Below are 22,531 nucleotides of genomic sequence, written 5' to 3' on the forward strand. Positions count from 1 at the left end.
AGACGGTTTACCGCAGCCGGCCGGCGCAGTACCATTTGTGCTGCATGCCACCCCGCGCATGTCAATCCGCTTCCAGGGAGTCAGCCATGAACCGTCTCGTCAAACATCTGGTTTTCGCGTTGCTGTCTGTCTGCTCAGCGGCCTTTGCCGCGGGCGACGTGAGCAGTTCGGCGGACGCCGGCGCTTCTGCCGACCCTGTGCTGGCGGCCACCCAGGCCGCGTTTGCGAAGAAGAACTGGGCCGCCGCCCAGAGCGGCTTGCAGAAAGCGCTGGCGGGCTCGCCGCAAAAATTCCGACTACCACAACCTCTACGCCTATTCGATCCGCAAGGGCGCGAACCCGGACATGGCGCTGGTGTTCAAGCACTACGGGGAAGCCCTGCGTCTCAACCCGAAACACCGCGGCGCGCATGAATATGTGGGCGAGGCCTACCTGATGGTGGGGGACCTGGCCAAGGCCAAGCAGCATCTGGCCGCGCTCGACAAGCTGTGCTTCATGCCGTGCGAAGAGTACACCGACCTGAAGAAGGCGATTGCTGCTTACGAGGCAAAACGCAAGCCCTGAGGCAAAGACGCGCCCAGGTCCCACGACTTGGTGCTCAATCCGCCAGAAAAAGCGTCTGCAAATCGTTCAGGAAGTCAAAGCCGCGCTCGGTCGGCTTGACCCGCGCCAAGTCGCGCTCGATCAGGCCCTTGCGTTCGGCCTCGTCCAACCCGGTCTGGATCGCCGTCAACGGCAAGCCGGTTTTTTCAGAAAAATCCTGCAGTTTGAAGCCCTCGCGCAGGCGCAGGGCGTTGAGCATGAACTCGAACGGCAAATCGGCACGGCTGACCTCGTTGTCCTGCGCCACCGGCGTGCCGGCGAGCGCCTTGTCCATGTAGAGCCTGGGCTCCCGAAAGCGCACCTGGCGCACCACTCGGTGCGCAAAACTGAGCTTGCTGTGGGCGCCGGCGCCTATGCCCAGGTAGTCGCCGAACTTCCAGTAGTTCAGGTTGTGCAGGCAGCAGTGGCCGGGCTTGGCGTAAGCCGATATCTCGTACCGGTCCATACCCGCCACTCCGGTCAGTTCGGTGATACGGTCCAGCATGGCGTAAGCGTCGTCGTCCTCCGGCAGCACCGGCGGGTGTCTGGCGAAGAAGGTGTTGGGTTCGACCGTCAGCTGGTAGATCGAGATATGCGGGGGCGCAAACACCAGCGCCTGCTGCATGTCGTGCTCGAGCCCGGCCAGCGTTTGCCCGGGCAAGGCGTACATGATGTCGAGGTTGAAGGTGTCAAAAGCCTGCGCGGCTTCCTCGACCGCAGCGATGGCCTGCGCGCGGTCGTGCACCCGGCCCAGCGCCTGCAAATGCTGGTCGTCAAAACTCTGTACGCCGATCGACAGCCGTGTGACACCAGCGCTGCGAAAGGCCTTGAAGCGGTGTTTCTCAAAGGTACCCGGGTTGGCTTCGAGCGTGATTTCGCAGTCGGGCTCCAGCCGCAGCCGCGCGCGGATGTCAGCCAACAGGCGGTCGATGGCCTGCGGCGAGAACAGGCTGGGCGTACCGCCGCCAATGAAGATGCTGTGCACCGTGCGGCCCCAGATCAGTGGCAGCGAGGCTTCCAGGTCGGCCATCAGCGCGTCAAGGTAACGCCGCTCGGGCAACTCGCCAGACACTTCGTGCGAGTTGAAATCGCAGTAAGGGCACTTCTTGAGGCACCAGGGCAGGTGCACATAAAGCGACAGCGGTGGCAATGCAGACAGCCGCAGCGTGCCGTCCCGCATGTAGTGCTGGATGTCCTTGAGCCCCGCCCCGGCTTCCTCCCTGGGCGACGCGCTGACAACAGGAATGGGAAAAGTCATGGGAATACGAATACAGATACGAAGACCAGAACGTTCACAGCCAGCGCTCGCGCATCAGGTCCATCATCTGGCGCGCCGCTATGCCGCGGTGGCTGTGGGCGTTTTTCACCTCGACCGGCAGTTCGGCAAAGGTCTTGCCGAAGGACGGAATGAACATCACCGGGTCGAAGCCGAAACCGTTGCTGCCCACCGGCTCGCGCGCGATCTCGCCGCTGACACGGCCTACGGCGATCAGGGGCTCGGGGTCATCGGCAGACCGCAGCGCCACGAGGGTGCTGACCAGCGCGGCGCGGCGCTGCTCCATGCCAGCCATCTGTTCGAGCAGGGCGCGCACATTGTTGTCATCGCCTTTGTCGTAGCCAAACTGCGTGGCGTAAAAAGCCGTGTCCACGCCCGGCAGCCCGCCAAAGGCATCGACACACAAGCCAGCGTCGTCGGCCAGCGCCGGCAGGCCGCTGAGCCGTGATGCATGGCGCGCCTTGGCCAGGGCGTTTTCGACAAAAGTCCGAAAGGGTTCCTCGGCCTCAGGGATGCCCAGGTCAGACTGTTTCACCAGCGTCACGCCCAGCGGTGCCAGCATGGCCTGCAGTTCAGCGAGTTTTCCGGGGTTGTTCGATGCGAGTACGATTTTCATAAACAAAATATGGCTTCAGCCCAATCAGGGCGGGCGCAAGCAGCTATTAATTCAGGAGCGACTGCTGCTGCTGCACGACCAGCTCGCTGATGCCCTTTTCAGCCAGCAGGAGCAGCGCGTCCATCTCCTTGCGCGAGAAAGCCGCACCTTCCGCTGTGCCCTGCACTTCGACGTAATGGCCGGCGCCGGTCATCACCACGTTCATGTCGGTATCGCAACTGACGTCTTCAATGTATTCGAGGTCGAGCAAGGGCGTTCCCTGCACGATGCCGACAGAAATGGCTGCCACATGACCGATGATCGGTGTTTCCTTGAGCTTGCCTTCAGCCAGCAACTTGTTCACCGCGTCCTGCGCAGCGACAAAGGCGCCGGTGATGCTGGCCGTGCGTGTGCCGCCGTCGGCCTGGATCACGTCGCAGTCGAGATGTATGGTCCGTTCACCGAGTTTTTTCAGGTCGAACACGGCGCGCATAGAGCGGCCGATCAGGCGCTGGATTTCCTGCGTGCGCCCGCTCTGCTTGCCGCGCGCGGCCTCGCGGTCGCTGCGGGTGTGGGTGGCGCGCGGCAGCATGCCGTATTCGGCGGTGACCCAGCCCTCGCCACTGCCCTTTTTGTGGCCCGGCACTTTTTCCTCGACCGAGGCGGTGCAGAGCACCCGCGTCGCGCCAAACTCGATCAGGACCGAGCCTTCCGCATAGGCGGTGTAGGCCCGGGTGATGCGCACCGGGCGCAACTGGTCAGCGGCACGGGCGTTGCTTCTCGAAAATGAACTCATGGTCAGGGCTTTCTGGCGTCGCTACGCCCGGGGAAACAGGAAAAAAGAAAAGAGAAGTCAGGCCAAAGGCAGAACCTGCGCGAAGGCGGCCAAGCTGCCTGACGGGGAACTCAGGCCTTTTTTGCCGCCGAGCGGCGGATCGCCTCGTTGATTTCAGCGATGGAGCGTTCGATCGCCGCATCGTCAAGGTCTTCGACGCTGGAGTCGAGCACGCCGGCCTGAATGGTCGATGCAAACACACCGTCCATGATGCTGTCGGTCGAAATGCCGCGCGTCGATTCAAAAGCGTCCGGGGTTTCCCATTCCATGGCCAGCACGGTGACGTTGTCGCTGTGCTCGCCGCCATTACGCAGTGCGTGTTCGACCATGTCGGGCACGGCCTCGGACACGCTGTTGCCAGCCATATGGCGGACAATTTCCGCGTCGGTCAATGTGCCCCACAGCCCGTCGGAGCACAGCATCAGCTTGTCGCCCTGCTGCAGGACAACCGGGCCGGCGATGTCGAACACCGGTTTGGAGGGCGACCCCAGGCAGGTGAACAGGATGTTGCGGTTCAGCCGCTCGAGTTTGATGATGCCGGCGTTTTGCTGCTCCAGGTAGGAGTGGTCGCGTGTGCGGGTCAGCAACTCGCCGTCTCGCACCACGTAGAGCCGCGAGTCGCCGCAATGGACCCAGGTCGCGCCCGATCCTTGCAAAATGGCTGCCACCACCGTGGTACGAGGCGTGTCGAGCATGCCTTTTTCGCTGGCATAACGGATGATCTGGTGGTGCGCCGCCATCAGGGCCGACGACAGAAATTCGGTGGTGTCCCTGACCAGCGGCCGGGCTTCCTTCTGATACAGCGCGGAGATGGTCTGCAGCGCCAGCTGGGCCGCGACCTCGCCTTCAGGGTGGCCGCCCATGCCGTCGGCCAGCACAAACAGGCCTGACTCGCGCGTGTAGCAATACCCCATGCGGTCTTCGTTTTTCTCGCGACCGCCCTTGCGACTGACCTGAAAGACCGAGAATTTCATTTGAATTTCGTCGCAAAGCCGGTGGCCTTGCGCGCGGTTTTCTTGGTGTCTGACACCATGTTGTCAAACTGAAGCCGCATTTTTTCACCCACCGTCAGCTTGGTGTAGCGACGCTCCCCCTCGCGGCTGAGCTCTTTTTGCAGGGCAAAAACCGATTGCGGTCGGGACAGGGGATCGAGTGACATGCACCATTCAACCACTTCAATGAGGTTGTCTGAATACACGCCGCGCAAACGGGACAGTGCAAGCGACAGACGGTCTTTTTCAAGGCGCTGCGGCGCATCATTGGGCGGATAACCCTGCATGGTCGCGTAAATGCAGGCGCCTATCGCGTAAATGTCGGTCCAGGGCCCCATCGACGAATCACGGCGGTACATCTCGGGCGCGGCAAAACCGGGGGTGTACATGGGCCGGATGAAGTTGCCTTCCTTGCTCAAGACCTCGCGGGCGGCGCCGAAGTCGATCATCACGGCCTTGTTGTCGTCAGTCACGAAGATGTTGGCCGGCTTGATGTCCAGGTGCAGCATCTTGTGCTGGTGCACGATGCGCAAGCCGCGCAGGATCTCGTCAAACAGCGAGCGGATCGTCGACTCGCGAAACACCTTCTGCTTCTTGAGTTCGCGCGCGGTGATGATGAAATCCTGCAGGGTGCCACCCTCCAGGTAGTTCATCACCATGTAGACGGTTTCGTTTTCGCGGAAGAAATTGAGCACGCTCACCACGGAAGCGTGCGAGATCTGCGCCAGCGAGCGACCTTCCTCGAAAAAACTCTTCAGCCCCAGGCGGTACAGTGAGAGCTTTTCCGGCTGCACCTGCGGCAGCAATTCACCCGGCGGGCGGCTCGCCAGCGAAGACGGCAGGTACTCCTTGATGGCGACCTGCTGGCCCTCGTTGTCGACGGCCAAGTAAACTACCCCAAACCCGCCGGCCGACAGCTTGCGCACGACGCGATAGCCGCCAATGACGGTATCGGGTGGGAGTGGCGCGGGCTTGACCTTTGACATAATTCGGGATTGATGCAAGGTGACGGGATCACCAGGTCCTGTTTACTCTACGAAAAGCGTATTACTAAATGTCAGTTTACAGCATGACAGGCTATGCAGCCGTCCAATCCACCCCCGCGCGAAATACCCCTGAAACGGACGCCGGGACGGACGTCAGTGCACGCCTGGGTGTGGAGATACGCTCGGTCAACAGCCGCTTTCTGGACTTGGCCTTCCGTCTGCCCGATGAATTGCGCCAGGCCGAGCCGGCCCTGCGTGAACTGCTGACCGGCAAGCTCAAGCGCGGCAAGATAGAAATGCGTGTCTCGCTGGAGAGCAACTCCGGCAGCAACCTGCGTGCCCCGGCGGCCAGCACGCTGCAGCGCCTGGGCTCCCTGGAAGACACGGTGAAATCCTGGCTGCCCCATGCCGCGGCCCTGAGTGTGGCCGACGTGCTGCGCCTGGCAGGCGGCGAAGACAAAACCATTCATGACTACAGTGATGAGTTGCTCAAGCTGTCCAAAAAGGCCCTGAAGGACCTGCTCTCGGCCCGGGAGCGCGAAGGCGCCCGGCTGACGCAGATGCTGCTGGACCGCACGGCCCAGTTGCGGGCGCTGGCGGCCTCGGCCGTGCCCATGGTGCCCAAACTGGTCGAGCAGCAAAAAATCCGTTTCATGGAGCGCTGGCAGGAAGCCATGGCGCTGGGCGGCGGCAGTACCCTGCCCGAAGCGGCGCAGGACCGGGCCCTGACGGAAGCCACCTCCTTTGCGATACGCATCGATGTGGCGGAGGAAATCACGCGTCTGTCCTCCCATCTGGACGAAATCGACCGGCTGCTGGCGGCCGGCGGCGAAGTGGGCAAACGACTCGACTTCCTGATCCAGGAGCTGCACCGCGAAGCCAACACGCTGGGCTCCAAATCCGGGTCACTGGAACTTACCCATGTCTCGGTGGACATGAAGGTGCTGATCGAGCAGATCCGCGAGCAGGTCCAGAACATCGAATGAAACAGGGCCCCCACGCTCCCCCACTTCGTGTGGGTCGCTGCCCCCCGAGGGGGCCGGCCTTGCTCGGGGCGGCCCTTCGCGGCGGCCGCGTGCTCAGAACAAAGGATCACTGATGGATTACCCCGGAAACCTGTTCGTTGTCGCCGCGCCCAGTGGCGCCGGCAAATCCAGTCTGGTCAAGGCCCTGATGGAGCTCGATGCGCGGGTGCAACCGGCGGTGTCACATACCACCCGGCCGCCCCGCGGGCAGGAAAAACATGGCCGCGAATATTTCTTTATTTCGTCGGAGGAGTTTGACGGCATGGTGCTGCGGGACTCCTTCCTGGAATGGGCCCATGTCCATGGCCAGCGTTACGGCACGTCGCGGCAGACGATCGAGGAACGCGTGGCGACCGGTGCCGATGTCATCCTGGAAATCGATTTTCAGGGAGCGATCAACATCAAGCGCATTTTCAGCAACGCGGTCCTGATCTTCATCCTGCCGCCCAGCTGGGAAGAGTTGCGCTCGCGGCTGGAGCGCCGCGGCGAGGATACGCCGGAAGTGATCGAACTGCGCCTGAAAAATGCGGCCATCGAGATGGCTCAGGCCCGCGAATTCGATTTCGTTATAATCAACGAGTTATTTGAACGAGCGGTTTTTGACCTGAAAACCATTGTTCATGCCCAGCGGCTCAAGTTTGCAGCCCAAAGACGTGCCCGCGCCGAGACCTTCAAGGCCCTGCATATTGACTGACCTGCTGCTTCATCCCCCCCATTGCGTTTAACCCGGAGATCATCATGGCCCGCATCACTGTTGAAGACTGCCTGGAAAAAATTCCCAACCGCTTCCAGCTCGTTCTGGCCGCGACCTACCGCGCCCGCATGCTCAGCCAGGGCCATGCACCCAAGATCGAAAGCAAGAACAAGCCGGGCGTGACCGCCTTGCGCGAAATTGCCGAAGGCAAAATTGGCCTCGAAATGCTGAAAAAGGTTCCAGGCTGAGGTTCTTTCCCCTATCCTCCAAAGAGCACCGTCCGCGGTGCTTTTTTGTTTGCTCAACGTCGTGGAATGCCCGCTTTTTGTACGTTTTATCGGCACCGCGATACATTTAAGCCATGAGCGCCCTGGATTTCCCCATCGCAAGCACCCAGTCCACGCCGGCTGCCGCAAATGCAGCCGCGGCGAGTTTTGCTGCGCTGACGGCCAGGCTGGACTACATGAGCGCCGAGGACGTCAACAACGTCCGGACCGCTTACCGCTTTGCCGATGAAGCGCATCTGGGCCAAATCCGCAACGGCGGCCTGCCCTATATCACCCATCCGATCGCGGTAGCGCAGCAGTGCGCCGAATGGAAGCTGGACGCCCAGGCCCTGATGGCCGCCCTGCTGCACGATGCGATCGAGGACTGCGGCGTCACCAAACCGGAGCTGATCGAGCGTTTCGGCGCGCCGGTCGCGGAACTGGTGGACGGGCTGACCAAGCTGGAAAAGCTGGAGTTCAACACCCGCGAGGAAAACCAGGCCGAATCGTTTCGCAAGATGCTGCTGGCGATGGCGCGTGATGTCCGCGTCATCCTGATCAAGCTGGCCGACCGCAGCCACAACATGCGCACACTCGGCGACGTGCCGCGCAGCAAGTGGCAACGCATCTCCCGCGAGACCCTCGACATCTATGCGCCGATTGCGCACCGCCTTGGCCTGAACGCCACCTACCGCGAGTTGCAGGACCTGGCCTTCCAGCACCTGTACCCCTGGCGGTATGCCACGCTGACCAAGGCCCTGGCCCGTGCCCGCGGCCGCCGGCGCGACGTGATCAAGCGTGTCCAGTCCGAAGTGGAAGCAGCGTTTGCCGGCGCCGGCATCCAGGTGCATATCTACGGGCGCGAAAAAGCCCTCTATTCGATCTATCGCAAGATGGATGAAAAACACCTGTCGTTTGCGCAGGTAACGGACATCTACGGCTTTCGCGTCATTGTTGCCAGCGTCACGGCCTGCTACACCGCCATGGGCGTGCTGCACCAGCTCTACAAGCCGCTGCCAGGCAAGTTCAAGGACTACATCGCGATTCCCAAGGTCAACGGCTACCAGTCGCTGCACACCACGCTGGTCGGCCCCTTCGGCACCAACATCGAATTCCAGATGCGTACCGAGGCCATGCACATCGTGGCCGAATCCGGCGTTGCTGCGCACTGGCTCTACAAAGCCACCGATCCGGACAGCGACGCATCGCAGCGGCTGGGCACCCAGTGGCTGCAGTCCCTGCTCGATATCCAGCATGAGACGCGGGATGCCGCCGAGTTCTGGGACCACGTCAAGATCGACCTGTTCCCCGACGCCGTGTATGTGTTCACGCCGAAAAGCCAGATCATGGCCATGCCACGCGGCGCAACGATTGTCGATTTCGCCTACGCCATCCACAGCGACGTGGGGCACCGCGCCGTGGCCGCCAAGGTCAACGGCGAGCAGGTTCCGCTGCGCTCGGAGCTGCACAACGGCGACGTGATCGAGATCATCACCGCGTCTGTCTCCAGCCCCAACCCCGCCTGGCTGGGTTTTGTGCGCACCGGCAAGGCCCGGTCAAAAATCCGCCATCACCTCAAAACTATGGCCCTGAGCGAGTCGCAGGACCTGGGCGAGAAAATGCTGGCGCAAGCCTTGCGGGCCGAGGGCATTGATCGCGAGCGGCTGTCCGAGGATGACGACGCCCATCACGCCACCTGGGAAAAAATCCTGCGCTTCAGCGGCAACCGCACGCGCGCCGAGTTGCTGACCGACATCGGCCTGGGCAAACGCATCGCCAGCATGATCGCCAAACGAATCGTCACCCTGCTGGCGGAAACCGGCGAAAAGCCGGACCCCTTGCTGATGAGCCGCGAGCGTTACACCGCACACGAGTCGATTTCCCAGGGTGCGCTGGTGCTGGACGGCAGCGAAGGCGCCTCGGTGAAGTTTGCCCCGTGTTGTCGTCCCATCCCAGGCGATGCCATCGTGGGTTATCTGGGCCGCGGTGAAGGCCTGGTGGTCCACACGGACGACTGTGCCGTCGCCAAAAAGCTGCAGCACCGCGACAGCGAGCGCTTCATTGCAGTCGACTGGTCGGACGAACCCACCCGTGCGTTTGAAACCGGCCTGCTGGTCACGGTCACCAATGGCAAAGGCGTGCTTGCACGCGTGGCCTCTGCGTTGGCCGCCGCCGAGGCCGACATCACCCGGGTCGACATGGGACAGGAGCCGGCGCAGGACGCCACTGACCTGCGCTTTGATGTGGCCGTGCGTGACCGCATTCACCTGGCGTCGGTCATGCGCAGCGTCAAGCGCACCCCCTCGGTCCTGCGCGTCCAGCGCGCCAAACCAGGCGTCTGAACCGCCCCGCTGGCGGGTTACCTCATGAGCGGTGCTGCCCGCCGCGGGCATCCGGTGCCGGGTAACTGACCTGCATCACCTCGATGTCCTTGAGCCCGCCCGGGGTGGCCAGCTTCACCTCATCGCCAACCCGCGCCTTCAGCAAGGCACGGGCAATGGGTGATATCCAGCTGACCTGATTGCGCGCACTGTCCGCCTCGTCAATGCCCAGAATGGTCACGGTTTGCCCGGAACCGCTGCTGTCGATGTAGCTCACCGTGGCGCCAAAAAACACCTGGTCGCTGCCATGGTGAACCGCCGGGTCGGAAATTTCGGCAATTTCCAGCCGCTTGGTCAAAAACCGGATGCGCCGGTCGATCTCGCGCAACCGCTTCTTGCCGTAGTGGTAGTCGCCGTTTTCGGAGCGGTCGCCGTTGCTGGCAGCCCAGTGAACCACTTCCACCACCTTGGGACGCTCGTTGTCGATCAGGTCCAGCAACTCGTCCTTGAGCCGGGCGTAACCGTCGGGAGTGATGTAGTTTTTGCCGCCCGCAGGCAACGACGGCAACGACAGCTCGTCATCGTCGTCCGCGTCGGTTTCTTTGGTGAAGGCTTTGCTCATGGGCGACTGAAGCAGTCAAAACGTGTCCACATCGGGACATCGTAACGAAAAAGCCCTGGAACCTCTCGGTTCCAGGGCTTGACGTTTGGTGCGGCTGGCAGGAATTGAACCCACGACCCCTTGGTTCGTAGCCAAGTACTCTATCCAACTGAGCTACAGCCGCTAAGCCTCGAATTATAGCCTATTAATTGGGTGGTAGGGCGTCACAGACTTGAACTGTGGACCAAAGGATTATGAGTCCTCTGCTCTAACCAACTGAGCTAACGCCCCACGTCGCCAGCAGGGATTGTAAGCCGCTACTTGCTGTGGTTCAGTGCGCTGCTGACCATCTTGGCCGTGATGTCGACGATCTGGATCATTTTTTCATAAGGCATGCGCATGGGGCCGATCACGCCCAGGGTGCCCACGACTTTCCCGTCCACCTCGTAGGGTGCGGTCACGATGGACAGCTCCTGGTAGGGCACAACCTGGCTTTCGCCGCCGATGTAGATGCGCACACCCTCGGCGCGGCTGGACACGTCAAGCAGACGCATGAGCTGGGCTTTCTGCTCGAACAGGTCGAACAGCTTGCGCAGGTTGCCCATGTCGCTGGAAAAATCGCTGACCGCCAGCAGGTTGCGTTCACCCGAGATCACCACCTCGTCGCGCGACTCGATCGCCTCGGTGCTGACCTGCACGGCCGCCTGCATCAGGCTGGCGATCTCGCCGCGCAGGGCCTCCACCTCATTGCCCAGGCGCTCGCGCACCTCTTCAATCGCCATGCCGGCGTAGTGCGAATTGAGGAAGTTGGCCGCTTCGATGAGCTCGCTCTGGGTGTAGTCGGTTTCGGTGAAGATGACACGGTTCTGCACGTCGCCGTCGGGCGAAACAATGATGACCAGGATGCGTTTTTCGGACAGGCGCAAAAATTCGATGTGGCGGAACACCGACGTGCGGCGCGGTGCCATCACGACACCGACAAACTGCGACAGGTCCGACAGGATGTTGGCAGCGTTGCTGAAAACCTTCTGCGGCTGGTCCGGTGCCAGACGGGGGGTGCCCAACGCGCCGAGGGCCGAATACTGGTCGCGCTGCATCGTCAGCATGGTGTCCACAAACAGGCGGTAGCCGCGGGCGGTCGGAATGCGACCGGCCGAGGTGTGCGGGCTGACGATCAGGCCCAGATCCTCCAGGTCGCTCATGACATTGCGTATGGTCGCCGGCGAGAGGTCCAGTCCGGAGGCTTTGGACAGGGTGCGCGAGCCGACCGGTTGACCGTCGGCGATGTAACGCTCCACGAGCGCTTTTAACAACAGTCGGGCACGTTCATCAAGCATGAAGCCATTCTACGAAGCTTGGCAAGAATGTTGTGATGTAATTTGCCGATGAAGTCGCAATTTCGTCACGTCGCCCTGATCGGGAAGTACCACGCGCAGGGTTCACGCTCGGCGCTGGAGGAAATTGCCGGCTTCCTGCACACGCAGGGCTGCGAGGTCACGCTGGAAAAAGACACGGCCAGCAACACCGGCCTGATGCACTACCCGGTGCTCGATGTAGCCGGCGTCGGCGCGCATTGCGACCTCGCACTGGTGGTCGGTGGCGACGGCACCATGCTGGGCATAGGACGGCAGCTGGCCCAGTTCGGTGTGCCGCTGGTCGGCATCAACCAGGGCCGGCTGGGTTTCATCACCGACATCGCGTTCGAGGATTTCCAGACAGCACTCGAGCCCATGCTGCGCGGCGAATACGAGGAAGACCGGCGCTGGATGATGCAGGCCGAGGTCATGCGCGACGGCCGCTGCGTCTTCAGCGCCACCGCCATGAACGACGTGGTCGTCAACCGCGGTGCCACGGCCGGCATGGTCGAGCTCAGGGTCGAAGTCGATGGCCGTTTTGTGGCCAACCAGCGCGCCGACGGCCTGATCATTTCCACGCCGACAGGTTCCACCGCCTATGCGCTGTCGGCCGGCGGCCCGCTGCTGCATCCCTCGATTTCCGGCTGGGTCATGGTGCCGATCGCGCCGCACACGCTGTCGAACCGGCCCATCGTGCTGCCCGACACGGGCGAGGTCACCGTGGAAATTGTCGCGGGCCGGGATGCCAGCGCCAATTTCGACATGCAGTCGCTGGCCAGCCTGCTGCACGGCGACCGCATCACGGTGCGGCGCTCGAAGTACCAGATGCGCTTTCTGCATCCCAGAGGCTGGAGCTACTTCGACACCTTGCGCAAAAAACTTCACTGGAATGAAGGTGCGGTATGAGCCTTAAGAACATCGCCCTGCGCGACTTTGTCATCGTGCGTGAACTCGCGCTGGACCTGGACAGCGGCTTCACCGTCCTCACCGGCGAAACCGGCGCCGGCAAATCCATCCTCATCGACGCCCTGCAACTGGCCCTGGGCGCTCGTGCCGACGCGGGTGTGGTGCGCGAGGGCGCGCAGCGCTGCGAGATCAGTGCCACCTTCGACGCGCCGGCCGCACTGGCCGGCTGGCTGGACCAGGCCGGCTTTGCAACCGAAGACGACTTGCTGCTGCGCCGCACGATTGATGCCCAGGGCAAAAGCCGGGCCTGGATCAACGGCAGCCCGGCCACGGCCACCCAGCTGCGCGAGATCGCCGACCTGCTGGTCGACATCCACGGCCAGCATGCCTGGCAAAGCCTGACCCGTCCCGATGCGGTGCGCGGCCTGCTCGACGCCTACGCCGGTGTCCCGGCGCAGGCGCTGGCGCAGCCCTGGCAGGCCTGGCGCAGTGCGCACAAGGCCCTGTATGACGCGCGCGCGGCGCAGGACAGCCTGCAGCGCGAGCGCGAACGCCTGGCCTGGCAGATCAGCGAGCTCGACAAGCTGGCACCGGGCGATCAGGAATGGGAAGAACTCAACACCCAGCACAGCCGGCTGTCCAATGTGCAGTCCCTGCGCGATGCAGTGCAGACCGCGGTCGATGCGCTGCAGGAGTCCGATGACAATGCCAGTGCCCTGCTGGGCCGTGCTCTCACGGCGCTACAGAATCAGGAGCATATTGAACCCGAATTCAAAGGGCTGACCGAGGTTTTAAGCAGTGCCCTGGCACAGGTGGAAGATGCCGTGCATTCGCTGCACGGCTACGCCCGGCATGCCGAGCTGGAACCGCAACGGCTCGCCGAACTCGACGAACGCCTTTCGCTGTGGGTCAGCCTGGCGAGGCGTTACAAGCGCACGCCGGCCGAGCTGCCGGAACTGCTGGCCGGCTGGCGCAGCGAGCTGCAGAAACTCGATGCGGCAGCCGACCTCGTGGGCCTGGAAAAAACCGAGCAGATGACCCGCACCGCTTACATGGAAGCAGCGCGCCAGCTGTCCAAAGCCCGCAGCAAGGCCGCGCCCCTGCTGGCCAAAGCCATCACGCAGGCGATGCAGGGCCTGGGCATGCAGGGCGGCCGATTCGAAGTGGCGCTGGGCAAGCTAGAGCAGCCCGCGCAGCATGGCCTGGAGCAGGCAGAATTTCTGGTGGCCGGCCACAGCGGCAGCACACCGCGGCCGGTCGGCAAGGTCGCCTCGGGCGGCGAGTTGTCGCGCATTGCACTGGCCATTGCGGTGACCACCAGCCAGCTCGGTCAGGCGCAGACCCTGATTTTTGACGAAGTGGATTCGGGTGTCGGCGGCGCGGTGGCCGAAACCGTGGGCCGGCTGATGAAGCAACTCGGCAAGGACCGGCAGGTCATGGCCGTCACCCACCTGCCCCAGGTCGCAGCCTGTGCCGACCATCACCTGATGGTGGCCAAACGTCCGGACAAGGGCCAGACCGTGAGCACCGTCGAACTGGTCCACAGCGAGCAGCGGGTGGCCGAGGTGGCCCGCATGCTGGGCGGCGAAAAACTCTCTGGCACCACCCTGGCCCATGCCAAGGAAATGCTGGGCCAATGAACGCCGCCACCGATCCCACCCCGGCCATGGCCGCGGAACTGACCCCGGACATGGACATGGTCCTGATCACCGGCATGTCCGGTTCCGGCAAATCCATCGCGCTGCATGCCCTGGAAGACGCGGGCTACTACTGCGTGGACAACCTGCCGCCCGAGCTGCTGTTGCCGTTTGTCGCGCTGGAAAAGCAGCACGGTGCCCGCAAGGTGGCGATCGCGATGGACGTGCGCAGCGCCACCTCGCTGCCGCTGGTGCCGCTGCAACTGGCGCAGATGAGGGAAGAGGGCGTGGCCGTGCAATCGGTGTTTCTCGATGCCAGCACCGACACGCTGGTGCGGCGCTTTTCGGAAACCCGGCGCATGCACCCGCTGTCGCGGCGGGACGACCTGGACCAGCAGCGCGCCCTGGTTGACGCGATTGACGAGGAGCGCGAGCTGCTCGGCGAGCTGCGCGAGCATGCCCATGTCATCGACACCAGCATGATCCGGCCGTCCCAATTACAGGGTTACGTGAAGGCGCTGATTTCCTCACCGGCCACCCAGCTGACCCTGGTGTTTGAATCGTTTGCCTTCAAGCGCGGCGTGCCCGTGGACGCCGACTATGTGTTTGATGTGCGCATGTTGCCCAATCCGCACTACGAGCCGGAATTGCGTCGCCTGACCGGCAAGGACGCGGCGGTGGTGAGTTATCTGCAAGGCCATCCCGAGGTGGACGACATGTTCCGCCACATCGAGCAGTTCATCGGTCACTGGCTGCAGGCGCTGGCCCGCGACCACCGCAGTTATGTGACGGTGGCCATCGGTTGCACCGGTGGCCAGCATCGCTCGGTTTACCTCGTCGAGCAGCTGGCGCAGGCTTTCGGCCCGCACTGGGTCACCCTCAAGCGCCACCGGGAACTCGACGCCGCGCCGTAAGCTCGCCAGCGCAACCAGATTACTCTTTTTTTGATAGCTGTCCGCGCACGCCCATCAAGGGCTGCAGGCCTTTTTCACCAATAATCCGGGGAAATCAGGCCGCGCGCTGCGCGAGCAACTTCCTGATCGGCGCAGGCAGTCCCAGCGCCTCCCAGCCGTCACGCGCAAACCAGGCACCGGCGCCCGGCAGGCGGGTGCTACTGCCCTCACGGGCCGACAGTGCCAGCACCATGGGCGACAGGCGCAGGTCCTTGTGGGTCAGCACATGCACAAAGGGCTGGATCGCCGTCAGCCGCGTCTGCAGAGGCGCGGGCAGCGCCGCCAGCAAATCGTCTTCGCTGCCAAACACCGGAAAACAATAGAGGCCGCCCCAGATGCCGGGCGCAGCGCGTCGCTCCAGCCACACGCTGCCGTCGGTTTTTTCTGCCCACAGCAAGGTGAGCGACTGCGCGCTGCGCTTGAGCTTGCGGGTCTTGACCGGAAAACTTTCCGGCGTGCCGCTGGCGAGGCCCCGGCACATGTCCTGTACCGGGCACAGCAGGCAGGAGGGCTGGCGTGTGGTGCAGATCGTGGCCCCCAGATCCATCAGGCCCTGGGTGTAACGGGGCATGGTTTCCGTCAGCTGGCGGCGCGGAAGCAGCCCGGTGGCAATGGCCCACAGTTCACGCTCCTGCGCGCTGGAAGCGAGATCGCCGGAAAACGCGGTGACCCGCGTCAGCACCCGCTTGACGTTGCCGTCCAGGATGGCCACCCGCTCCGAAAAACAGAAAGAGGCGATGGCCGCAGCGGTCGAGGGCCCGATGCCGGGCAGGGTCTGCAACAGTTCCGCCGTCTGCGGAAACTGCCCGCCATGCAAACGCACGACATCCTGCGCGCAGCGGTGCAGGTTTCTGGCCCGGCTGTAATACCCCAGACCGCTCCACAAACCCAGCACATCGTCGAGCGAGGCTGCGGCCAGATCGGCCACCGCCGGAAACCGCGCCAGGAAACGTGCGTAGTAGTCGAGGACCGTGGCCACCTGCGTTTGCTGCAGCATGATCTCGGATAGCCAGACGCGATAAGGGTCACGCGTGTTCTGCCAGGGCAGGCTGTGGCGTCCGTGGCTTTTCTGCCAGTGCACGACCTGTGCGGAAAAACGGCTGCCCAACTCTTGTGCCTGCCAGTCAGTCCCCGTCGACCCGGAAAGCAGCGGGGGCACACCGACGCCGGGTGTGGAGCTCAGGGCCATCCCCGCGCTCAGGCGGCCTGGATCATGGCGGCGGCCGGAGCCGCCAAGGCCGGGTCATGCGGACTTGCCGGCGCATGCACGAGCCGGTCCGTCAGCTCGTCGAGCTTGCCGTCCAGTTCATCCAGCGCCCGTTCATGGGCGGCAATTTCAGCGATGCGTTCGTCCAGGCCGGTGGCAGCCTGCTGGATGCGTTCGATTGCCTCGATGCGGCGACTGAAGTTGCGCCGTCGCTCCTTGAGCTGGGCATCGAGCTGCGAGGCGGCCGACTTGTTCCACAGCTCGACTTCCCCAAGCGCGGTCTCGTAGACCACGCGCAGCCGCGTGGCCAGGGCCCGCACCAGCCGTTCGGAAAAATCCGGCTGCGCCAGCTTGAGAATGTTGGCCACGCCCAGGTATTGCAGGTGGCTGCGCTCGATCTGCTCCAGGTCCACCATGAAGCGGCCCATCTCGGGTTCCTTGGGCGCCTGCAGGGAAAATCCGAATTCGGCATTGAGCTGCTTGAACGATCCGCCCAGCATGCTCTGGATGTCGGCGCTGGTGGTCTGGGCCTTCTGCAGCCCTTCGCGCAGCCGCGCAAAGGTCTTGCCATAAGCCTTCTTCACGCCCAGCTTGATGCCGGGCTGCTTGAGTGCGTCGGTCAGTTCGGCCAGCTCCGTCTTGAGCGTGGGTGTGCCCAGCAGGTGGAAGACTTCCCTGAGCAGCTTCAGGTGGATCGAGCGAACGGCCTGTATCTTGGCACCGCTGGCGTTGAACTCAAGCTGTTCCTGCTCGATGCGCGAGCGCATGTGTTTGATCACCGAGTCGTTCTTGCCGCGCAGACCGCGCAGCTCGATCATCTGCTCGGCCAGGTCGCGCCGGCGGATATGGATGACGCGGCCCGCTTCGGCGCGCAGCTCGACAATGCCGGCGGCCACCGCAGAACGCAGGATTTTCTGCCGCTGCCCCATCACACCCTGCGCCAGGGCCAGCTCCAGGCCGGGCAGGCAGCTGGCCTGCAGCAGCTTGTCGTCACCCGTGACTTTGGCGACCAGGCCTTTCTGCGCGGAAACGGGAAGGACCTGGGCCACCGGTAGCCCGAGAATTTCCGCCGAGCTGGCGCGCTGGCGCTCGATCTGCGCCTGGATCTGCGCGGGCGAACTCAGGGCATCCCACAGGGTATCGATCTTGTTGAGCACCACCAGGCGGGCATCGTTGTCGTCACCCTCGGTGATCAGGTGCTCGCGCCAGATGGCCAGGTCGGATTTGGTCACGCCGGTATCGGCCGCCAGAATGAAGACCACCGCGTGGGCCTGCGGAATCAGGCTCACCGTCAGTTCGGGTTCGGCGCCAATCGCGTTGAGCCCTGGCGTATCGAGGATCACCAGCCCCTGCTTGAGCAGCGGGTGGGCGATGTTGATCAGTGCATGGCGCCACTTCGGCACCTCCACCAGACCGTCGGCATTGACCCGCGGATTGTCCTGCGGTGCGTCGTCATGCCAGAAACCCAGCGCACGTGCCTCGTCCTGAGAAACGTGGCGGACTTCGGCCACCTTTTCCAGCGCCTTCGAGAGCTTGACCGGGTCGTTCACATCAAGGTCGACACGTGTCCACTTCTCGGGAACCATACGCCATTCCATCAAGGCCTGTGGCTTGAGCCGGGTCTCGATGGGCAGCAAGCGCAGGCAGGGCGGCATGTCCGGGTCGTAGCCCAGTTCGGTCGGACACATGGTGGTGCGTCCGGCACTGGCCGGCATGATGCGCCGGCCGTAGCCGGCGAAAAAGATCGCATTGATCAGCTCGGACTTGCCGCGCGAAAATTCAGCGACAAAAGCCACCATGACCTTGTCCGAACGCACTTGCGACTCCAGGCGGAGCAGGCGTTCTTCCACGGCGGCATTGAGCAGATCGTGGCCCTTCATCCATTCGGACAAAAGCTTCAGGCGCAAGGCAAACTCACGCCGCCAGGCGCCATGCTGGTCAAATTGTTCGTTAAAGGACATGGTTCGGCGTGGACATAGAACGATCAATATAGCATCGCCCAGCGGAAATGGTCATCCCCCGGCGGGACGGGTGGTCAGGATTTCTGGCAGTTGACACAGTAAAAGGTGGAGCGCTGCCCCTGCCGGAGCATGCGAACCGGAGCCGCACACTGCTTGCAGGGAAGGCCGGCACGGTCGTAAACCATGGCTTCGAGCTGGAAGTGGCCGCTCTCGCCCATGGCGTTGGAAAAATCCCTCAGGGTGCTGCCGCCCTTTGCAAGCGCCTGGGTCAACACGCTTCGGATCGCCGCATGCAGCCTGGCGGCGCGGGGCTTGCTCAGCCGCCCCGCCCGCACGGTCGGACGGATGCCTGCCATGAACAGCGCTTCCGAGGCGTAGATGTTGCCGACCCCGACGACGATCTCGCCGGCCAGCAGCACCTGCTTGATGGCCGTCTTGCGGCCCTGCAGCGCGCGGTAAAAGGCCAGCGCGTCAAAATCGTCCGTCAGCGGCTCCACGCCAAGCCGGCCCAGAAGCTTCTGGGCAGCGGCGTCGTGTTCGGCCGGCGCGTACACCACCGCGCCAAAGCGGCGTGGATCATGCAGGCGCAAGGTGCCGGCCGTGGTGCGCAGGTCGAAATGGTCATGCTTCCCGGGCGGCGGCAGGTCTGCACCAAAGCCCAGGCTGCCGGACATGCCCAGATGGATCATCAGCAGGCCGCCGGTGGTGTCGAGCAGCAGGTATTTGCCGCGGCGGCGGACCTCGATCACGGTATGCCCGGTCAGAAGGGCGGCGTCGCAGCCCAGGGGCCAGCGCAGCGGCTTGCCCATCTGCAGCGCCAGTATTTCGGCGCCGGCAATGCGGCTGGCAAAACCCAGGCGGGTAACTTCGACTTCAGGCAGTTCGGGCATGGGCAACTCGGGTCAATCAGGGATCGCGCCTACATGGGCTCAGGCTTCAATTATCATGGCCCGATGAAACAACTTATCAGCGTTTTCAGTGCACTTTGCCTGGCAGTTCCGGCGCTGTGGGCCCAGACCACCCCGCCTGCCCCGGCCTTGCCGCCCGCTGCCCAGCCTGAGGCGCCTGCCGCGGCTCAGGCGCTCACCCCGGCGCCGTCCAGCCTGGACGGGGAGCTGTTCTACCAGGTGCTGCTCGGTGAACTCACGGCGCGCGAAGGTGATGCCCCGACCGGTTTTTCACTGATGCTGGACGCTGCCCGGAAAACCAACGACGCCCAGCTGTACCAGCGCGCCGCCGACATCGCCCTGCAATCGCGCTCGGGCGACGCAGCGTTGCAGGCCGCCCAGGCCTGGCGCCAGGCGCAGCCGGCCTCCCGGGAAGCCAACCGCTACGTGCTGCAGATCCTGCTGGCACTGAACCGCATCACCGAGACCACGGAGCCGCTGAAAAATGAAGTGAAGCTCGCCCCCGAGGTCGAACGCGCGCAGGCCATCACCAGCCTGCCACGCTTTTATGCCCGCGTCGGCGACAAGAAACTCGCCGCCAGCGTGCTCGAGCAGGCACTGGCCGACGAGCTCAAGGCGCCCGCCACAGGCGCGGCTGCCTGGACCGCCGTCGGGCGCATGCGGCTGGCCGCCGGCGAGGCGCCCGGCGCGCTGGAGGCTGCCGAACGCGGGCAGGCCTTCGACCCCGCGGCTGAGGGACCGACCTTGCTGGCACTGGAACTGATGGACCCCAAACTGCCGCGCGCCGAAGCCCTGGTCCAGAAATACTTTGCGGGCAACCCCCGGGCCGTGCCTGAAATCCGGATGGCGTATGCCCGCGTCCTGGTCGATGCCCAGCGTTATGCCGAAGCCAGCGCGCAGCTGCAACTGGTCACGCGCGACAAGCCCGACTACCCCGAAGGCTGGCTGGTGCTGGGCTCCCTGCAGCTGCAGGACAACCAGCTGGCGGCGGCGCAGAATTCCCTGCTGCGTTATCTCCAGCTTGCCGGCCAGGGGGAAGCCCAGCCGCAGACCAGCCGCGGCCTGTCCCAGGCCTACCTGTCCCTCGCGCAGATTGCTGAGAAGCGCAAGGATTTCGCCGCAGCGGAAAACTGGATCAACAAGATTCCCGACGCGCAGGAACTGGTCCAGGCGCAGGTGCGCCGCGCTTCGCTGCTGGCCCGGCAAGGCAAACTCAACGAGGCCCGCCAGCTGATCCGGAAATTGCCCGAACGCAACCCCGATGACAAACGCATCAAGCTGATGGCCGAGGTCAACCTGCTGCGCGAGCAAAAGGAATACCGCAGCGCTTACGAGCTGCTCGCCCAGGCCGTCACGCAATTCCCCGACGAACCCGAGCTTCTCTACGACCAGGCCATGATGGCCGAGAAGCTTGATGCGCTGCCGGAAATGGAACGCCTGCTGCGCCAGGTGGTGGAGCGCAAGCCCGACTACCACCACGCCTACAACGCGCTGGGTTACTCGCTGGCCGATCGCAACGTGCGCCTGCCCGAGGCCAAACAGCTGATCCTCAAGGCACTGGAATACGCGCCGGAGGACCCCTTCATCAAGGACAGTCTGGGCTGGGTGGAGTTCCGCCTGGGCAACAAGGCCGAAGCCCTGGCCATTTTTGAAGCCGCCTACAAGGCCAAGCCCGACGCCGAGATCGCCGCGCATTTCGGCGAGGTGCTGTGGAGCCTGGGTCAGCGCGACAGGGCCCTGGCCATCTGGAAGGAAGGCATGCTGCTCAACGCCGACAACGAGACGCTGCTGGAGACCCTCAAGCGCCTCCGTGTCAGGCTGTAAACCGCCATGCCCCTCCTTGACGCCCCGCTGCGCCGCTCGACCGCCCTGCTGGCGAGCCTGTTGATTGCTACATTTTTCATAGCTGGTTGCGCAAGTCCACCAAGGGTTGCAGGCCAAAATGATGAAAAAATATCATTCTGGACAGGCCGCATCAGCCTGCAGGTGCAAAGCGAGCCGCCCCAGGCTTTTTTTGCCGGCTTCGAACTCAAGGGCAACCCCAGGCAGGGCGAACTGACGCTGAACAGCCCGCTGGGCAACAGCCTGGCTGTGCTGCGCTGGTCGCCTCAGGAAGCCGTGCTCGATTCCGGCAATCAGATCCAGCGCTTTGCCAGCGTCGATGAACTGTTGGAAAAGGCCACCGGCGCAGCCGTGCCGTTGCCGGCCCTGTTTGACTGGCTGGATGGCAAAAATACCGCCGCGGACGGCTGGAATGCCGATCTGTCACAACAAGCCGAAGGCCGGATTTCGGCCAGCCGGACCATGCCGCAACCGCGCTCCGACCTGCGCATCGTGCTGGCGGCGCCCTGATGCAGGCCGCACTGGCGGGCCCTGCCTCGGCCCCCCCGCTGAGGGCGATCTACGATGTCGCGGCGCCGGCCAAACTCAACCTGTTTCTGCACATCACCGGACGGCGTCCCGACGGTTACCACCTGCTGCAGTCAGCATTCATGCTGATCGACTGGTGTGACACCCTGCATTTCGAGCTGCGCCAAGATGGCCAGATCACGCGCACCGACCTTGGCAGCGACCCCAGCGAGGCGCTGCCGGCCGAGGATCTGGTGGTGCGTGCCGCGCGGGCACTGCAACACGCGTCCGGCACCACGCTGGGCGTGCACATCGGCCTTGAAAAACGTATTCCGTCGCAGGCCGGCATGGGCGGTGGCTCCTCAGACGCGGCCAGCTGCCTGCTGGCGCTGCAGCGCCTGTGGGGCGTCAGGCTGCCAGCGGAGCAACTGCAGGCCATCGCCCTCGGTCTCGGTGCCGACGTGCCGTTTTTCCTCAGCGGCGGGCACGCCTGGGTGGAGGGTGTTGGTGAAAAAATCACGCCACTGACCTTGCCTGCCGCCCGTTTTGTCGTGGTCAAACCGCCCGCCGGGCTGCCGACCGACGCCATTTTCCGCTCGCCAGGGCTCAAACGCGATACAGAAACTGCTACAATCCGAGGCTTTGCTGCAAACGCAACTGGCTCAGTTTACGAATTCGGCCATAACGACTTGCAGCCAGTCGCGCAGGCCTTGTGTCCGCAGGTTGGTCAGTCACTCGACTGGCTCTCCATGCAGCATTTGCAAGGCCGCATGACTGGCTCGGGAAGTGCTGTGTTTGCGCACATGCCGCACGAGATGGAACTCGCAGTCGCCCCGGGCGACTGGCAGGTCCGCAAATGCAGCAACCTGGATGCACATCCTCTGGCCGATTGGTAAGATCAAGGCCATGGAATGTGTTTCCAGAAACAACGATTAAAGGGTTGGTTGCCGGTCCCCTGACGCCTGTCTTTGACAGTTTTCAGATCTGACAATCTACCTGTGTAGGGGTGTCGCCAAGTTGGTTAAGGCACCGGATTTTGATTCCGGCATTCGCAGGTTCGAATCCTTCCACCCCTGCCAAAA

21 protein-coding genes and 3 tRNA genes are annotated in these 22,531 nt (G+C 63.5%); 12 read left to right on the forward strand and 12 right to left on the reverse strand.

What is annotated here, in order from left to right; translation table 11 throughout:
- Positions 1–345 precede the first annotated feature (345 nt).
- Complete coding sequence (locus PSV33_RS01785; protein WP_300557915.1) at positions 346–564, forward strand: hypothetical protein; 219 nt, start codon at positions 346–348, stop codon at positions 562–564.
- A 34-nt stretch (positions 565–598) separates the two neighbouring features.
- On the opposite strand, the gene hemW is transcribed toward PSV33_RS01785, so the two are convergent.
- From hemW to PSV33_RS01810, 5 genes are all read right to left on the reverse strand, one after another.
- The gene (gene hemW, locus PSV33_RS01790; protein WP_300557917.1) at positions 599–1,840 is read right to left on the reverse strand and encodes a radical SAM family heme chaperone HemW; all 1,242 of its coding nucleotides are present in this window, start codon (positions 1,838–1,840) and stop codon (positions 599–601) included.
- Between the two features lie 34 nt (positions 1,841–1,874).
- Positions 1,875–2,474, reverse strand: a complete 600-nt coding sequence (rdgB, locus tag PSV33_RS01795) for an RdgB/HAM1 family non-canonical purine NTP pyrophosphatase (RefSeq protein ID WP_300557919.1) — start codon at positions 2,472–2,474, stop codon at positions 1,875–1,877.
- 46 nt (positions 2,475–2,520) lie between these two features.
- Complete coding sequence (gene rph / locus PSV33_RS01800; protein WP_300557921.1) at positions 2,521–3,249, reverse strand: ribonuclease PH; 729 nt, start codon at positions 3,247–3,249, stop codon at positions 2,521–2,523.
- 110 nt (positions 3,250–3,359) lie between these two features.
- The gene (locus PSV33_RS01805; RefSeq protein WP_300513524.1) at positions 3,360–4,262 is read right to left on the reverse strand and encodes a PP2C family serine/threonine-protein phosphatase; all 903 of its coding nucleotides are present in this window, start codon (positions 4,260–4,262) and stop codon (positions 3,360–3,362) included.
- Positions 4,259–5,266: a serine/threonine-protein kinase gene (locus PSV33_RS01810; RefSeq protein WP_077592949.1), complete on the reverse strand. Its 1,008-nt coding sequence runs from the start codon at positions 5,264–5,266 to the stop codon at positions 4,259–4,261. The genes PSV33_RS01805 and PSV33_RS01810 overlap by 4 nt, the downstream gene beginning before the upstream one ends.
- Before the next feature lie 68 nt (positions 5,267–5,334).
- Between PSV33_RS01810 and PSV33_RS01815 the strand changes: the two genes are divergently transcribed.
- From PSV33_RS01815 to PSV33_RS01830, 4 genes are all read left to right on the forward strand, one after another.
- The gene (locus tag PSV33_RS01815) at positions 5,335–6,252 is read left to right on the forward strand and encodes a YicC/YloC family endoribonuclease (protein WP_300557923.1); all 918 of its coding nucleotides are present in this window, start codon (positions 5,335–5,337) and stop codon (positions 6,250–6,252) included.
- A gap of 112 nt (positions 6,253–6,364) precedes the next feature.
- Entirely contained in the window at positions 6,365–6,985 is a 621-nt protein-coding gene (gene gmk, locus PSV33_RS01820) for a guanylate kinase (RefSeq protein WP_300557925.1), read from the forward strand.
- Between the two features lie 44 nt (positions 6,986–7,029).
- Positions 7,030–7,233, forward strand: a complete 204-nt coding sequence (rpoZ, locus tag PSV33_RS01825; protein ID WP_077592946.1) for a DNA-directed RNA polymerase subunit omega — start codon at positions 7,030–7,032, stop codon at positions 7,231–7,233.
- Between the two features lie 113 nt (positions 7,234–7,346).
- Positions 7,347–9,593 (forward strand): bifunctional (p)ppGpp synthetase/guanosine-3',5'-bis(diphosphate) 3'-pyrophosphohydrolase, encoded by a 2,247-nt coding sequence (locus PSV33_RS01830; protein ID WP_300557926.1) that lies wholly within the window; start codon positions 7,347–7,349, stop codon positions 9,591–9,593.
- A gap of 22 nt (positions 9,594–9,615) precedes the next feature.
- On the opposite strand, the gene greB is transcribed toward PSV33_RS01830, so the two are convergent.
- From greB to hrcA, 4 genes are all read right to left on the reverse strand, one after another.
- Positions 9,616–10,194 (reverse strand): transcription elongation factor GreB, encoded by a 579-nt coding sequence (greB, locus tag PSV33_RS01835; RefSeq protein ID WP_300557927.1) that lies wholly within the window; start codon positions 10,192–10,194, stop codon positions 9,616–9,618.
- Positions 10,195–10,280: 86 nt separating this feature from the next.
- Positions 10,281–10,357: transfer RNA gene (locus PSV33_RS01840), tRNA-Arg, on the reverse strand.
- Positions 10,358–10,387: 30 nt separating this feature from the next.
- Positions 10,388–10,464 (reverse strand) — tRNA-Ile (locus tag PSV33_RS01845).
- Between the two features lie 26 nt (positions 10,465–10,490).
- Positions 10,491–11,510 carry a heat-inducible transcriptional repressor HrcA gene (hrcA, locus tag PSV33_RS01850; RefSeq protein ID WP_300557929.1) on the reverse strand — a complete coding sequence of 340 codons (1,020 nt, stop codon included), beginning with the start codon at positions 11,508–11,510 and terminating at the stop codon, positions 10,491–10,493.
- Positions 11,511–11,558: 48 nt separating this feature from the next.
- On the opposite strand from hrcA, the gene PSV33_RS01855 reads away from it, so the two are divergent.
- From PSV33_RS01855 to rapZ, 3 genes are read left to right on the forward strand one after another with little or no spacing between them, the layout of a single operon-like run.
- Positions 11,559–12,434, forward strand: coding sequence for an NAD kinase (locus PSV33_RS01855; RefSeq protein ID WP_300557930.1), 876 nt, complete (start codon positions 11,559–11,561; stop codon positions 12,432–12,434).
- A complete protein-coding gene (gene recN / locus PSV33_RS01860; protein ID WP_300557931.1) occupies positions 12,431–14,074 on the forward strand; it encodes a DNA repair protein RecN in 1,644 nt (547 codons plus the stop codon). The genes PSV33_RS01855 and recN overlap by 4 nt, the downstream gene beginning before the upstream one ends.
- Positions 14,075–14,100: 26 nt before the next feature.
- Positions 14,101–14,985 carry an RNase adapter RapZ gene (gene rapZ, locus PSV33_RS01865; RefSeq protein WP_300557945.1) on the forward strand — a complete coding sequence of 295 codons (885 nt, stop codon included), beginning with the start codon at positions 14,101–14,103 and terminating at the stop codon, positions 14,983–14,985.
- 94 nt (positions 14,986–15,079) lie between these two features.
- Here the strand turns inward: rapZ and mutY are convergent, their stop codons facing one another.
- The 3 genes from mutY to mutM all read right to left on the reverse strand — a co-directional run bounded on the left by mutY (position 15,080) and on the right by mutM (position 19,082).
- A complete protein-coding gene (mutY, locus tag PSV33_RS01870; RefSeq protein ID WP_300557947.1) occupies positions 15,080–16,132 on the reverse strand; it encodes an A/G-specific adenine glycosylase in 1,053 nt (350 codons plus the stop codon).
- A gap of 89 nt (positions 16,133–16,221) precedes the next feature.
- Positions 16,222–18,192, reverse strand: coding sequence for a dynamin family protein (locus tag PSV33_RS01875; RefSeq protein WP_300557933.1), 1,971 nt, complete (start codon positions 18,190–18,192; stop codon positions 16,222–16,224).
- Positions 18,193–18,266: 74 nt separating this feature from the next.
- Positions 18,267–19,082, reverse strand: coding sequence for a bifunctional DNA-formamidopyrimidine glycosylase/DNA-(apurinic or apyrimidinic site) lyase (gene mutM / locus PSV33_RS01880; RefSeq protein ID WP_300557935.1), 816 nt, complete (start codon positions 19,080–19,082; stop codon positions 18,267–18,269).
- 63 nt (positions 19,083–19,145) lie between these two features.
- On the opposite strand from mutM, the gene PSV33_RS01885 reads away from it, so the two are divergent.
- The 4 genes from PSV33_RS01885 (at position 19,146) to PSV33_RS01900 (ending at position 22,528) form a co-directional block, all read left to right on the forward strand.
- The gene (locus PSV33_RS01885) at positions 19,146–20,924 is read left to right on the forward strand and encodes a tetratricopeptide repeat protein (RefSeq protein ID WP_300557937.1); all 1,779 of its coding nucleotides are present in this window, start codon (positions 19,146–19,148) and stop codon (positions 20,922–20,924) included.
- A gap of 6 nt (positions 20,925–20,930) precedes the next feature.
- Entirely contained in the window at positions 20,931–21,452 is a 522-nt protein-coding gene (locus PSV33_RS01890) for a lipoprotein insertase outer membrane protein LolB (protein ID WP_300557939.1), read from the forward strand.
- Between the two features lie 38 nt (positions 21,453–21,490).
- A complete protein-coding gene (ispE, locus tag PSV33_RS01895) occupies positions 21,491–22,345 on the forward strand; it encodes a 4-(cytidine 5'-diphospho)-2-C-methyl-D-erythritol kinase (RefSeq protein ID WP_300557949.1) in 855 nt (284 codons plus the stop codon).
- A gap of 106 nt (positions 22,346–22,451) precedes the next feature.
- Positions 22,452–22,528: transfer RNA gene (locus tag PSV33_RS01900), tRNA-Gln, on the forward strand.
- Positions 22,529–22,531: the final 3 nt, after the last annotated feature.

The sequence above is a fragment of the Polaromonas sp. genome, from assembly GCF_029945895.1.
Classification (GTDB): domain Bacteria; phylum Pseudomonadota; class Gammaproteobacteria; order Burkholderiales; family Burkholderiaceae_C; genus Polaromonas.

Excerpts from the sequence above, each read along its gene's own strand:
- recN (WP_300557931.1), top strand. The coding sequence starts at position 12,431 with ATGAGCCTTAAGAACATCGCCCTGCGCGACTTTGTCATCGTGCGTGAA.
- rapZ (WP_300557945.1), top strand. The coding sequence starts at position 14,101 with ATGGCCGCGGAACTGACCCCGGACATGGACATGGTCCTGATCACCGGC.
- PSV33_RS01875 (WP_300557933.1), bottom strand. The coding sequence starts at position 18,192 with ATGTCCTTTAACGAACAATTTGACCAGCATGGCGCCTGGCGGCGTGAG.
- gmk (WP_300557925.1), top strand. The coding sequence starts at position 6,365 with ATGGATTACCCCGGAAACCTGTTCGTTGTCGCCGCGCCCAGTGGCGCC.
- PSV33_RS01785 (WP_300557915.1), top strand. The coding sequence starts at position 346 with ATGGCGCTGGTGTTCAAGCACTACGGGGAAGCCCTGCGTCTCAACCCG.
- rpoZ (WP_077592946.1), top strand. The coding sequence starts at position 7,030 with ATGGCCCGCATCACTGTTGAAGACTGCCTGGAAAAAATTCCCAACCGC.
- PSV33_RS01805 (WP_300513524.1), bottom strand. The coding sequence starts at position 4,262 with ATGAAATTCTCGGTCTTTCAGGTCAGTCGCAAGGGCGGTCGCGAGAAA.
- PSV33_RS01855 (WP_300557930.1), top strand. The coding sequence starts at position 11,559 with ATGAAGTCGCAATTTCGTCACGTCGCCCTGATCGGGAAGTACCACGCG.
- PSV33_RS01885 (WP_300557937.1), top strand. The coding sequence starts at position 19,146 with ATGAAACAACTTATCAGCGTTTTCAGTGCACTTTGCCTGGCAGTTCCG.
- greB (WP_300557927.1), bottom strand. The coding sequence starts at position 10,194 with ATGAGCAAAGCCTTCACCAAAGAAACCGACGCGGACGACGATGACGAG.
- mutM (WP_300557935.1), bottom strand. The coding sequence starts at position 19,082 with ATGCCCGAACTGCCTGAAGTCGAAGTTACCCGCCTGGGTTTTGCCAGC.
- hrcA (WP_300557929.1), bottom strand. The coding sequence starts at position 11,510 with ATGCTTGATGAACGTGCCCGACTGTTGTTAAAAGCGCTCGTGGAGCGT.
- rdgB (WP_300557919.1), bottom strand. The coding sequence starts at position 2,474 with ATGAAAATCGTACTCGCATCGAACAACCCCGGAAAACTCGCTGAACTG.
- PSV33_RS01815 (WP_300557923.1), top strand. The coding sequence starts at position 5,335 with ATGTCAGTTTACAGCATGACAGGCTATGCAGCCGTCCAATCCACCCCC.
- PSV33_RS01890 (WP_300557939.1), top strand. The coding sequence starts at position 20,931 with ATGCCCCTCCTTGACGCCCCGCTGCGCCGCTCGACCGCCCTGCTGGCG.
- PSV33_RS01830 (WP_300557926.1), top strand. The coding sequence starts at position 7,347 with ATGAGCGCCCTGGATTTCCCCATCGCAAGCACCCAGTCCACGCCGGCT.
- PSV33_RS01810 (WP_077592949.1), bottom strand. The coding sequence starts at position 5,266 with ATGTCAAAGGTCAAGCCCGCGCCACTCCCACCCGATACCGTCATTGGC.
- hemW (WP_300557917.1), bottom strand. The coding sequence starts at position 1,840 with ATGACTTTTCCCATTCCTGTTGTCAGCGCGTCGCCCAGGGAGGAAGCC.
- rph (WP_300557921.1), bottom strand. The coding sequence starts at position 3,249 with ATGAGTTCATTTTCGAGAAGCAACGCCCGTGCCGCTGACCAGTTGCGC.